The sequence below is a fragment of the Rhizobium sp. CIAT894 genome, from assembly GCF_000172795.2.
Lineage (GTDB): Bacteria > Pseudomonadota > Alphaproteobacteria > Rhizobiales > Rhizobiaceae > Rhizobium.
In genome coordinates this window covers 1-12407 of sequence record NZ_CP020949.1, presented here as the reverse complement: position 1 = coordinate 12407, position 12407 = coordinate 1, and the positions used below count along the sequence as shown (strand labels likewise).

Genomic DNA, 12407 nt, shown 5'->3' with positions numbered 1-12407 from the left:
TAATAGCTAGTTTTTAGCGATGCAATAGCTATCCAATGAATTTTTTTTGTTGACTATTTCAGTAAAATATCTATCTTTTTGGAGTCCAAGTATCGCCGGAGGATACAATGAAGAAAACAATGACGCTCAATCTCACTGACGCCGAAATGCAGGTTTTGCAGGATCTCTGCGATAAAAAAGACCTGTCAAAGACGGCAGTGCTTCGCCAGGCGCTCAGGCTGTACCAGCTTGTCGATGTGCGCCTTGATCAAGGTGGAAAGCTCTTCTTCGAGGATGAAGCCAAGAAGGAGAAAGCAGAACTCATGGTGCTATAATCGTGACGTCCCATCCAGTTTTCCTGACCGATAAACGCACCGGCGAGCCGGTGGCTGCGGAACTCATTGAGACCATAAGCGAGGCCGACCTTCGTTCGGTGGAAACCGAATGGAAGCCGGTTACCGTCGCGAGGATCAGATCGCTCATGGCCAAGGGCCTGAGTCCTGCGGATTGGCCGGAAGGCTGGCACTGGAAGTGGAGAGACAAGGTGACCGCGATCAACGGTCTGCTTGCTTTCCAGACATTTGCGCTTCGTTGTGAAGGCAAACTACAAGGCTTGATGCAGCTTAATACTGCGCGCGCGCGCTGCCGTGTCGCCGAACAGGCAGGCAAGGACCTGGTCTATGTCGATTATATCGAGACAGCTCCTTGGAACCGCAAAGCCATCGTAGATGTCCCCCGATTCAGCGGCGTTGGTACAATCATGATCCGCGCCGCCATTGAAGTCAGTCGAGACCACGAATTGCGCGGTCGCATCGGCCTGCATTCCCTACCGAGTGCAGAAGCCTTCTATGCGAACGCCTGCGGTATGACCAATCTTGGCCTCGACGGAACCTACGAAGGATTAAGATACTTTGAGATGACATCGGCCCAGGCCGATGCATTCTCAGGATAGGAACAGCCATGAAACTCGAAATCACGAGGGAGTGGTTCGTAAGGAGAGCCAAGCAGGAAGGCGATCTTGAGATTTCCGCCGGCCGGCTCGCCAGGGACCCGACCCCAGACGAAACCGACATAGAAGCCGCTGTTGCAGACATTGCGGACCCGATCCGTATGGCGTTTGGTTCGCTCGTCGAAACCATGCGACGGCGTAGAGGACTGACGGTCGAGAAGCTTGCTGAGCGGCTCGATCTCGATGTGGGCGACATTATGCGCATCGAGCGCGATGCGCATTTTCGACCCGAGCCAAGGGCAGTGTATCGCCTCGCGGAAACGTTCGACTTGCCACACAAGGCCTTGCAGCAGCTTTCTGGAAACACGGTTGCGCGCCCGGGCCTGCAGGAACAGGCTCTGCGTTTCGCCGCGCGATCCGGTGAATCGCCGCAGAAACTGTCACGCGATGAGCAGCGAGCTCTCGAAGAGTTCGTCGCATACCTGCAGAAGCAACAGGGCTGACGAAGTGCGCAACATCATCCTCAGCCGATCGACGGCCTCTGACATCGATAGCCAAGTCAACAAGGTTCTTCGTAGTCTTGGAAATCCGGAGCCGCCGTTACGTCTGGAGGATGTGCGCGAACTCTTGAAACTCGATCGGGGCTATTACTCCAGTACGGATGACAGCTTCCTTCGGGAGACAATCAGCAAGTTGACAGTGGCTGGGGCGCAGGTTCTTAAGCGCCCCAGCCTTCTTCTCGATGCCGTCCGGAAACTCGATTTGCGGGCGCTTTATCTTCCGGACCGCAAACGCATCCTGCTTGATCAGGCACAGCCTGATGCGAAACAGCGGTGGAATGAAGCGCATGAAATCGGCCACAGCGTCTTGCCATGGCATGAGGATCTCATGCTGGGCGATAATGAGCACTCGCTCGTCCCGAGTTGTCATGCGCAGATCGAGGCCGAAGCGAACTATGCCGCCGGTCAGCTTCTTTTCCTCCAATCCCGTTTTCGGATTGCGGCAAACGATTCAGCACCAAGCCTCGATGCGATACGAGCTTTGAAAGGAAGTTTCGGGAATACCTATACGACCACGTTCTGGCGTTTCATCGAGGATTCTCACAAGGATGTCCCGATGATCGGCTTGATCGGATGCCATCCTCGCTTTTCCAACGATGCGGGTGGGGAGGGCTTTCGGCACATCGTGGAGTCGCCGGCGTACAGGTCAATGTTCGAAAGCCTACCGGTGGAACGCCTCAGACGCGAGATTCTAACTTACTGCCAGTTCCGCAAAGCCGGCCCGCTTGGTTCGGGAGAGGTAAGCATCACTGACAAACGCGGAGACCGGCACATATTCCTCTTCGAGTCGTTTTCCAACACCTATGATTGTCTCACCTTAGCCACCTATCAGCGGCCTCATGCGCGCGTTGTAGCGCTCTAACCATATGGTCTAGAGCTTCACTGCTTTGTGTCCATCGTAGCCGAGCCGAGTACGAAATTCTGGCAGCACCCCCAAAACAACAACTTCTACGGGATGACATTTTCCTCCCAGCGTGCAAGCTTCGCTAGAACGAAACTATGCTGGTAGGCGGAGCAGTTGAATGAGTAATGTCGAGGCGCTTCTTTTCGGAGACAGGGATAAAACGGACAGGCTTGCGATCGATATCGTCGGTCGCTCTCGGTCTCGCGAATTGTTCTTCGCCGTTGTAGGCCCTGTGGGAGCGGGGGGATCGCGTGTCGTCAACTCACTCAAAAGGAGCGGAGAGGAAGCTGGCTATCAATGTGAGGTCATAAAGGCCAGCGAGCTGATAAAGGGTTGGGCGGCTGACAATCTCCCATCCGAAACCATCCCTTCCTCGAAGACTCTTTCCGTTGTCGAACAGATGCAAGACTTGGGTGACGAAATGCGGCGGCGGGACACAGCAGCGGTCGCTCGAGATGTTATGCGCGAAATTGCCAAAAAACGAGCGGACTCTCAGAAGCTTAAGTACGTTCGCGGAGAAGCCGTCATACCGGATGATGTAAAGCGAATATACTTGATTGACTCCATCCGCCACCCCGCCGAAGTAAATGTCTTGCGACGGACGTATGGAAATTCATTTGCACTTGTTGCTGTCGTCTGCGAGGAAAATGAACGAAAGAAGCGCATACTAGGAAAATATTTCACAATCCCAGAAGGCGGCAAATCAGAGAATGTTAAAAGAGTGGAAGAATTCGTCAAGCGAGACGCGGATGACGTAAGTAAGAAGCATGGACAGCACGTAACTGAAGCCTTTCACGAAGCCGATTTCTTCATCGATAACACATCGCACGACGTCAATGATGATCACCATCTCCTAGACGAGAAGTGCGGTCGGCTTATCGACATTATCTCGCATTCCAAAGTCGTTCGCCCTACGATTGAAGAAACCGCAATGCATCACGCCCATTCTGCACGTGTCCGTAGCGCCTGCATGTCGCGGCAAGTTGGGGCGGCCGTTCTTGATGATGGCGGCACAGTAGTGGCCACAGGCGCGAACGAGGTGCCCGCTGCTGGTGGAGGGGTATATGGGGAAGCAGGTGGTGCCGCTAACCGACTCCATGACGACCGGTGTGTTTTCCGCTCGTCTAGTCCATATTGCAGCAGCAACCGCGAGCAAAACAGAATAATTGACGAATTGATTTCAGCGATTCCGGAACTTGCCGCCGTCACTGATCGTGCAAAACTCGCCGCAAATCTCCGCCAAACGTCTGTCGGTGGGCTTATAGAGTTTTCTCGGGCGGTGCACGCCGAAATGGACGCACTATTATCGGCTGGCCGTGAGGGAGTATCGACTGTCGGAACGCGCCTGTTTGTAACCACGTTTCCCTGTCACTATTGTGCCCGTCACATCGTTAGTGCAGGCGTCTACGAAGTGCAGTACATTGAACCATATCCAAAAAGCTTGGCGACGACGCTTCACAGCGACGCGATAGAGGTCGATGAAGCCAAATGGATACCTCCGCGCCGGCAATCCATGGCGGAGGAACGTGACAAGAGCCGTAAGGAGGAGGTCATCCCTGGAAAAGTTCTCTTTAAACCATTTGTGGGTGTTGCGCCTCGGCTATATCTCAGAGCTTTCGAGAAGACCTGGCGCTTGAAGGACAAGCAAACTGGGGAATTCAAAATGGAACCGCCGGAGTGGGGCGACGAGTGGTCGTCACTGACTGTTGGCTATCCCGAGCTTGAGGCTGCGTTAACGAAGTGAAGAAGATACTGTCGCATCTCAGATTGGTCGCTTCTGACCCCGCGCTCACGCGCGCAGTCCAGGAAAGGGTGACTGTTGGGAAGCGCAAGCTGAAATTTGAAGAGCAGCTTAGCTTCAACCTTGAGGGAGAGGTTCAGGAGAAGCGAGTGATCCTCATTGCCATGGCTCCACTTCATGGAAGGCGGTTCATGGAATTAATTGCATCTATTAAGCCTAAGGTTGTCCTAGACACGAGACATGCAATCAGATTCGATTTGCCTGGTACAAGCCGATCTCACGTATTTGCGAGGTTTGCCAGCATCCACGCTTACTACGCGAAAGCGCATATCCCATGGCACGAGCTCCGAGCGGCGGACTTCATGCTGGAGCGCGGCCCCCTCTCGAATAGACTGCACCATGAAATTCTCGAAAGGGAGGAGGACTGTATCATGGTGCTCCTACCCGATGCAGAGCATCTGGGGCTGTTTCGGTCTTATCTTAATCGACAGCTCTCGACTTCATCGAAGATGGATTGGAGGATCGAGGAGGTCGTTTAAGGCTGCCTCGTACGTAGCGGATGGTGACGCTTTCGCACATTTCGCAAAGCTGGGAAGGCTCAGCCAAGTCCTCGATCCCGACACATGACCATCCCTTTTTAGGCACCCCTGCTTCGGACCATTTGCCATGACTCGTGTGATCCCTGGTCATCGCGTTCACTCGATCTTGATGTCTATTTCACGACACTGAGCTTTGAGCGTCGGACTTCACCACCCTCATTGTCGATACCGGGCTGGGGGAGAATACAAAATAAAAGTCGTTCGACCTCAGTCATTGGAAGCGATAGCTCGTCGGCAACGTCCACGAGACTTTTCCGCTCCGCCCAAAGCTGGGATAAAACCTTCCCCCATAGCACAGACGTTTCCCTGGGGATGCCATCAGGTTCGCTCGTGCGATAACCGCGTTTCCCGAGCTCTATACATATGGAACGATATTGCCATTCGGAGAGCATGGGTCTGGTAAGATGCGCCAGGCGATATGCCAGCGCCATTGCCGACACGCGCCACCTCTTCTTCGCCCGTAAAACAAGATCAGCCGTTATAAGACGGGGCATTCTGACCCTAACGTCTTCCTCCGGCATTAGGAAGGCGGAAGCGAAGCGGTTTGCCTCTACCTCGGCCGTGCGTGTATCTTCGTCCGCGCCTGAGGTTTGGCCATGCCTGTGCAGGACCAAATGGCCCAGTTCGTGAGCCGCATCAAAAATACTGCGCTCCGCCGATTTGAACGAATTCAGAAACACATACGCTTTGTCATTTTGCCAGAACGAGAATGCATCAACATTTGCCGTGGTTTCTTCTAGCCCCAGGACGCGGATGCCTTTAGCCTCGATCAGTTTCATCATGTTTGCGATGGGTTGGTAACTAAGGCCCCAGTGCTGGCGGAGCGCATCGGCGGCAGCTTCAGGTGTCAATTCCGGGTCGAAATGCGGCAAATCTAACGCCGGCAGATTGTATCGACTTTCAAGCCACTCATAGACTTCAACCCCGTTATCGCCGGCCGAAAGGGCAGCGTTTCGTTCTTTCGCGGTCATGCTCGACAGGCTGCGAAAGCTGACGATTTCTGCTGAAAGGAGTGCGGGGTCCTCCTTGAAGAAAAACTGCACGGGATAGCCCAGAACCTCTGCGAGCTTCTCAAGTGTTCCAGAATCCGCCTGGTTCTGGCCGGTTTCAAGCCGCGTGATTGTGACCGGCGATACGCCGGCCTTTTCTGCAAGTTCCTTCGCTGTCAGCTTCTGCCTTCTTCTGGCGAGGCTGAGTCTCTTTCCATTGAACATGATTGTTCGGCTTTATTTTCGACTGACGACGATATCCAGATCTGGATCGTTGTTCGGTTCATTGATGCCAAAATCGACCGCATCCAGATCGCCACCCTCAATCAAAAATACGCGATCGATACAGCGAAGGAATTGGCCATTCTTCACCACAGGTAAACTGAGTTCCATTGCGCCAAACTGGTCGACCATCAGGTAATATGTTTTGTGGTCTCCATGAAACTTGACCACGCTGATAGGGAGGTCAATACCGGCCGCTTCAAACATATCGCCACAAGCCACGCGCTCGGAGCCAGCGCCTTTTCGAGACCGCGCTTTAGGATCCGCTTTGCGACAGGCTTGATTGACATTTACAAAGAGAACTCGAAGCTTGAGGACGTCATTGCGGATGCCTTCCACACCTTCTTCGCTAAAGATCTCCCAATTTCCACCGAGGTTTTCGGCTCGAAGGCCCTTCACTCCGTCCATATAAGCAAACATGCCGGCCGCATTGGTCGGATGCAGTGGTGAGGCGGTCGCAGCAGCAGCAAGTGCGTGATGACCTGCCGCGATCAATTTCTCACGCTCAAGTTCCAGGCGAGCAAGGTACAAGTCGCCAATCTCAGGATCAGTGATTGTCTTTGGGCTGATGTTTTCCATGTCGCCTACTCATGTTAATTTTCTTCGCCTCATTTGTGGAGTAAAAAATTAACATGGTCAAGCTAGAAGAATCTTTTCGGCTAGTTCATAGGACGCCCCACGCCCGAAACCTCCCCCTCCCCGTCATCTCCCGCAGGCCGAGTTCCAAAACGATCCGCCGCGCCGCCTGCGGCGTCACCTCGAGCGCCTTGGCCACCAACCCGGCCGACACGAGCGGTTTCGCCATCACCAGCTCGACCAGTTCCGGCAGTTTTGAAGACGTCCGGCGCCCGTCCAGCTTTCGGTCCATCATTGTCCTCGCCAGCGTCAGCCGGTCATGCTCTTTCAACCCAATTTCGCCGGCTGCGATCAGGCCGTGAGCAATGGCGAGCAATCGGGTCTCCCGATCACGATGCCGGCGCCGATCGACGGGAATGGTTTTCAGTCCGAGGTTGATGGCGGCGAGATGGGTGCCTGACGTCATGCCGGCCTGTCGCAGGATCGAGGCGGCCAATAGCCGGCCAAGCCAGGGTGCATGCTGGAGGACGGAAAGCTCGTTCCAGGCATCGAGGGCGACGATGGCCTGCAGCACCGCCGGCAAGTTTTCGACTTGCCGTAGCACGCCGCGCCATTCGTCAAGCCGCGCATCCTCGTCCCAGTCGAGATCATACACCAGCGGATCTTTTTCCGCCGCGTCGGCGCGACCGGGCCGTGTAGCGTTCTGGATCGCGGCCTCGGATCGGGCGAGCACCGCATCGATGGCGGCATAGTCGACGCCAGGAAGGTTTTCGATGTCGTCGACATCGTCCCCCTCACCTTCCGGATCGTCCGCGACGGCGCGCCGGGTGGCACCGACCGCCTGCACCTCTTCCGTGTCGGCCGACGTGATCTCTGCGGTTTTTCTGAGAGTGCGGACGCCGTCTGCCGACAATGCCCAGCCGGGAAGTTGGGCCGCGATGCGCCGGCGGGTGTGCAGCACGTCGCGAGCGATTGTCAGCTCATGGGTGGGTGTGCGAATATCGCGGGTGGCGTCGTGGAGGACGAGATCTTCGAGATGGACGAGTTCGCCGTCGATCCACAGCGAGGCGCAGGCGTCGGTGAACTGGGTGCGCTCGAGGAAGCCGTGCCCGACCGGCGAGCGGGCGATGCGCTCGTCCAGACGCGCGAGAGCGATACCGGCGTCGAAAGCCGGCCGCATCAGGGGTGTCATGCTGATTTTTGTCAAATCGTAAGCCATTGAAATCGTGGTAAATGATTTCTTATAGGAACTCTATATCAATATTGTGGTTCGCCACATGGTATGATTGCCTGTTCGTGCTCTAACCATCGATAAGTCGCGCTTATCGATGGTGGTTGATTTGGAGCCGAAAATCAGCATGTCGGTCGCCTTGGATGACCGGAAGCCCTTGGTTTTCCGGCCTTCTGGGTAGATTTCGGCGAGGTTCGGCGGAACCGTCTTCGCTCTTGATGTTGCTACGAGAGGCTCTCCCCTGTAGGCGAGCGCAGAATTTTCCGTCGTCCTGTCCCTCGAACGGGCTTTCATAGCCCTCCCCTACTCCGATCTCCTTATTTTCAGGCATTTTCGCCGCAGATGGCCGCTAGAGCGCGTTTGGCGCTGGCTACGATCGCTTGCCCGTTCGACGTCACTTTTCGAGTCTGGTGGGGCTGCATTTACCCCATAAAACACGCTTGCAACTGTTCATTTTCTCATACATTCCTTATCTGTACAAAGCACTTGAAAAGCACATGAGAAAACCATGGCAAAACGGCAAGCCGCCAACCCATCGCCGGCTCCCAAACGTCTTATCGGCTATGCACGCGTCTCAACCGACGATCAGGTCCATGATGCACAAATGGACGAGTTGCGCGCCGCCGGTTGCGAGCGAATTTTTCAAGAGCACGGATCCGGCGCATCACGGGCCCGGCCGGTTCTGGCGAGACTGCTCGGCGAGCTCGTCGCTGGCGATGTGCTTGTCGTCGTTCGGCTGGATCGCCTCGCCCGTTCCGTCAGCCATCTGTTGCAGGTAATCGAGGATCTTGAAGAGCGCGGCGTCCATTTCAGATCGATCCGCGATCCGATCGATACCTCCACGCCGCAAGGCATGTTTTCGCTGCAGGTCCTGGGTGCCGTCGCGCAGCTCGAGCGAGCGCTGATCGCTGAGCGAACCAAAGCCGGTATCAAAGCGGCAAAAGCCCGCGGCAAGCTGCCGGGGAACCCTGGACTTCGTGAGCGGCGACCGGAAGCGATCAAGGCGGTATCGAAGGCTCGGGAAAAACTCTATCTCGACGAGCTGATCTCCACTGCCCAAACCTGGCTCCCGACCGTTCGGCAACTTCGCCCAAAGCATAGCTGGGACAATGTCGTGCGGGTCCTCAATCGCAGAGGCCATGACTGGACGGTGGAGCGACTGCGTCGAGCCGTGCATCGTATGGTCCGCGAGAAGCTGGCCGAGCCTGAGCTGTTGGTACGCTCTCCCCGCCGCGCGCCAGAAGATCACCTGATGAAGCTCGTCGCAGCTATTGCCATTGCCGATCCAGGGCTGTCGCTGCGCAACATAGCCAGCCAGCTTGATCAGATGGGAGAGCGACCGGCGCGCGGCGGACGTAAATGGCAGCCATCGTCCGTTCGTCACCTGCTGGATGAGGCGCATCGGTTCGGTCTCATCCGCCATTGAGGGCACTGAGCATCAACCGATCGATTGCCCGGTTTCTCTCCCTGCCTGATCTCTGCGGAAGAGATTTTCAGGCTTGGCTCCGGATAATGTCGCTGGCGAGCTGCCGGTATTCTGGTTCAGGGCGAAGTTTCAAGTGTGAAGCCACCTGCGCCAGTAAAAGGGGCGCCAGGACCTGGGACGGTGGGCTCGAGCTCGAATTGCCCAGAGGCCATGCGAGCGGAAGACGGAAGTCGTTTCCTTTCGTTTCGCTCGCGGCAAACCATTCGAACATGGCGTGGACGGAGGTGACTGTCGGCCGCTCGCGGCGGCAACAGGTTTCTTGGATGCCGCGCGTGACAGCCGCTTCTTGTTCTGGAGATAGAAACCGCCTTTCCTTCCCGGGGCCGGACGTCTCATCCAGCAACGAGCTGGTGACAGGCGTTCGTCGAAATTGGCCAAGCAGCTGATAGAGTCTTGAGGGTTTGAGACCCAGTTGCCTACAGGCAAGGTCTCTCTCCCCAGCGTTTAGCGTTTTTGCGTGAGCGAGCGGGCGAATGCGCGTAGAGCAACTGACGGTCGAGCCACCATCACCGTCGAGGGCTCCCCTCCCCTCCCCTCTCTGGCCATTCATCTAGGCCGCACCAAGACGAGTAGCGGCGAGCAGGACGACGTGGTCTATCTCACCGGCCGACCGGTAGAGGCGCTCGACGCCTCGATAACGGCCGCCAAGATCGAGAGCGGGAGTGTGTTTCGGGGGATCGGGCGGCAGGGCACCGTTTCGCGGCGGGCGATCGATCCGCAGTCGGTCAATGCCATCCTCAAGCAGCGGGCGGAATTAGCAGGATTGGACAGCGGGGAGTTTTCGGCGCATGGACTGCGATCCGGCTATCTCACCGATCCGTCCACCAGGCATCAAGCTACTACAACAATGCCACGCGTCGAAGTGGGCGGGCCGCCCGTATGCTCTAAGCGGGCCGGTCTATGGCCATCCTCAGTCAAGGGCGTATTTACAATGGTTATTAGCCGCATCGAGGTAAGCCAAGGTGTGCTTCGATCTGAGTTATGTCCATTGCGTGCTCTGCTGGATATTCATCATTGACGGGAAAGTGGCGCTACCGTGCGGGGCCGCACCGTCCCCTGCTCTAGCTGGCTCTTTACTGGTCGGCATGTTGACCATTGTGCCCTCACCGCGTTCCAAGAGCGGGCCGGTAGTTTTCACCGACGGGAATCCCTCCCACGCACGCGGTAATGAACAGCGATCTCTATCCGCTGTTCATCCCTGCAATAAACTTCCAGGATGGAACAGTGGACAGCGGTCTCCTCCTGTTCGGGAGATGGAATCCGCTTCGCCTTACAGGGTCTGGCGTCTCACACAACGATAAGCTCGTGGCGGGCTCTTTTGTAATTTCCCGAGTACTTGATCGAACCTCAATGGTCGGGGACCCACTTGCCTGCAGGCCAGGGTTCTCTTTGTCTCACGAGCCACGCCCTATTGCCGAGCTATCTCGCCGCTGAGCAATCGATTGGGCTTCTATGTCGTTGAAAATTCGCTATCGCCAGATCAGCTTGGCCGCTATCGATTGCGGCTGGTTTGTGAGTACTCGCTGACTGTGACAATTGAAGCACCTGCGTTTTGAAATCCCTCCTCCTCTCCAAACGGTTATTCTTCAGGCACCGGCGTTCCTTGATGGAAAATCATTTGCCACTGGCCAGCCTCCATTTTCCAGATTGAGCTTCGCAGCGTCGCGTGGCTTTTCTGACTACCATTCGAAGCCCGAGTGCTTTTGTATGTAACCAAAACCACATTGCTTGACAGCAACGAGGCTAAGAAGTCTGCCACCTGTGGCAGCGGATCTATTGGAGACGAGCTTTCATCTTGAAGGGCCTCAATCGTGATCTGCTTGTTATAAACCCGCCCGGACCTCCCGAATTCAATGAACTCATCGGCTAAAAGGTTCGCGACCAGCGCCGGCGAGGACCTGACCTCAGGACGATGGAGGCTTGTTTCCAGCGAGTAAAATAGCTTTGCATTTGGTACATCGACTGACATGGTAGCTCCCGAGCTCATTGCAGTGCCGCGATAAAGATTCCATCGCGGACTGAAAACCTCCTTAAGGTTGGCCGGCCTCAGGCAACGACGGTCCCTTGGTGGAAAACAATCTGCCAGACTCCGTCTTGTCTCCGCCACAGCGTTGTTCTGCGAGTTTGCCGACCAGGCTGCTGAAGGACATAGTTGAGCTGGAACAGGTTTTCAGCAAGCGGCCGGATCAAGAAGTCCGTGCACGACCAGTCGTCAGGTTCCGGCGATTTATAACGCTCCAGAAGCCTCTCGATGACGAAGTCGCGACCATAGATTTTCCCACTTGCGCCGATCTCCCAGAAATCGTTGGCGGTCATCTTCAGAAGGTCCTCGCGGCTGGTGCCAAACTCCCGCTGATGGAAGATCGGTTCGCGCGCGGCGAGCTCACTAAGGATCGCATCAAGATCGAGTTTATGCATTCCCACTCCTTAGGCCTGCTTTTAGGCTGCCGCGATGCTCGCAACAAACCCCGGTCTGATGTGGCGCTGCGAAGCTAGTCCCAAAACTCCGCGGAAACCCATTCGAGAGACTGGACGATTTCTACGCGGGTTGATCAGGAAAGTGCATTCTCTTTTGATGACGAGCGGGACAATCCCGACGAAACGTCAGCTTCAGGCTTGATTGCAAACCCGCGCGCTCGTCGCAACGGAGTATGAGAAACTCGGCGCGGTTCATGTTTTCTGGCATGGCGTCTATCCATTCAAGGTACAGAACCGTGTTGCTACCGATATCGTGCTCAATGAGCCCATTGGGCCCAATCAATCCAGGAGCCGCCTACGTCTATCGGCACATCAACATCGTCGTGGATCCTGAAAGCCGCCCGAAGATTGCTCCAAGGCTGGGCGCAGCGGAGCGCGGTGCTGGAACTGTCGATCTGAAGGGCGAAAGCCTTGGCTAGAATGTGGGCGGCCTGAGATCGATCCGATCAAGGGGCGCCTAGAACACGCCTCGCTCGTCGTTCATTTGCCTTGCTTTGCCCTCACGCCTACTCGTCTTTTTTACCCAGCTTTGCGGTTGTCATCGGCTCAACGCTTCTAACGCCATGTATTTATTGAGATAAACGAGAAAAAAAACGGCTGACAATAGGCAAGCCCCACGAAGAACTTCTGATG

General features: G+C 55.8%; 12 protein-coding genes and 1 pseudogene. 8 read left to right on the top strand and 5 right to left on the bottom strand.

Annotation, left to right across the window (positions count from 1 at the left end):
* The first annotated feature begins 107 nt into the window (after positions 1–107).
* The 6 genes from RHEC894_RS22760 (at position 108) to RHEC894_RS33105 (ending at position 4672) form a co-directional block, all read left to right on the top strand.
* Positions 108–314, top strand: coding sequence for a transcriptional regulator (locus RHEC894_RS22760; RefSeq protein ID WP_164517709.1), 207 nt, complete (start codon positions 108–110; stop codon positions 312–314).
* Positions 315–316: 2 nt separating this feature from the next.
* A complete protein-coding gene (locus RHEC894_RS22755; protein ID WP_085739281.1) occupies positions 317–931 on the top strand; it encodes a hypothetical protein in 615 nt (204 codons plus the stop codon).
* A gap of 8 nt (positions 932–939) precedes the next feature.
* On the top strand, positions 940–1431 hold the full coding sequence (locus RHEC894_RS22750) for a helix-turn-helix transcriptional regulator (RefSeq protein ID WP_085739279.1): 492 nt from the start codon (positions 940–942) through the stop codon (positions 1429–1431).
* Positions 1432–1435: 4 nt separating this feature from the next.
* Positions 1436–2350 (top strand): ImmA/IrrE family metallo-endopeptidase, encoded by a 915-nt coding sequence (locus RHEC894_RS22745; RefSeq protein ID WP_085739278.1) that lies wholly within the window; start codon positions 1436–1438, stop codon positions 2348–2350.
* Between the two features lie 160 nt (positions 2351–2510).
* Positions 2511–4136, top strand: coding sequence for an anti-phage dCTP deaminase (locus RHEC894_RS22740; RefSeq protein ID WP_085739277.1), 1626 nt, complete (start codon positions 2511–2513; stop codon positions 4134–4136).
* Positions 4133–4672 carry a hypothetical protein gene (locus RHEC894_RS33105; protein ID WP_164517707.1) on the top strand — a complete coding sequence of 180 codons (540 nt, stop codon included), beginning with the start codon at positions 4133–4135 and terminating at the stop codon, positions 4670–4672. The genes RHEC894_RS22740 and RHEC894_RS33105 overlap by 4 nt, the downstream gene beginning before the upstream one ends.
* Before the next feature lie 173 nt (positions 4673–4845).
* Here the strand turns inward: RHEC894_RS33105 and RHEC894_RS22730 are convergent, their stop codons facing one another.
* The 3 genes from RHEC894_RS22730 to RHEC894_RS22720 form a co-directional block, all read right to left on the bottom strand.
* Entirely contained in the window at positions 4846–5946 is a 1101-nt protein-coding gene (locus RHEC894_RS22730) for an XRE family transcriptional regulator (RefSeq protein ID WP_085739275.1), read from the bottom strand.
* A 12-nt stretch (positions 5947–5958) separates the two neighbouring features.
* Entirely contained in the window at positions 5959–6582 is a 624-nt protein-coding gene (locus RHEC894_RS22725) for a hypothetical protein (protein WP_085739274.1), read from the bottom strand.
* A gap of 85 nt (positions 6583–6667) precedes the next feature.
* The gene (locus RHEC894_RS22720) at positions 6668–7798 is read right to left on the bottom strand and encodes an RHE_PE00001 family protein (protein WP_085739273.1); all 1131 of its coding nucleotides are present in this window, start codon (positions 7796–7798) and stop codon (positions 6668–6670) included.
* A 520-nt stretch (positions 7799–8318) separates the two neighbouring features.
* Here RHEC894_RS22720 and RHEC894_RS22710 point away from each other — a divergent pair.
* Both RHEC894_RS22710 and RHEC894_RS22705 read left to right on the top strand, forming a co-directional pair.
* On the top strand, positions 8319–9236 hold the full coding sequence (locus tag RHEC894_RS22710; protein WP_064694987.1) for a recombinase family protein: 918 nt from the start codon (positions 8319–8321) through the stop codon (positions 9234–9236).
* Between the two features lie 533 nt (positions 9237–9769).
* Positions 9770–10184 (top strand): annotated as a pseudogene (locus RHEC894_RS22705) (integrase); the annotation flags it as partial.
* Positions 10185–10875: 691 nt separating this feature from the next.
* On the opposite strand, the gene RHEC894_RS22700 reads toward RHEC894_RS22705, so the two are convergent.
* Positions 10876–11265: a DUF4440 domain-containing protein gene (locus RHEC894_RS22700; protein ID WP_164517708.1), complete on the bottom strand. Its 390-nt coding sequence runs from the start codon at positions 11263–11265 to the stop codon at positions 10876–10878.
* 77 nt (positions 11266–11342) lie between these two features.
* Positions 11343–11714: a DUF4440 domain-containing protein gene (locus RHEC894_RS22695; protein ID WP_010064951.1), complete on the bottom strand. Its 372-nt coding sequence runs from the start codon at positions 11712–11714 to the stop codon at positions 11343–11345.
* Positions 11715–12407 lie beyond the last annotated feature (693 nt).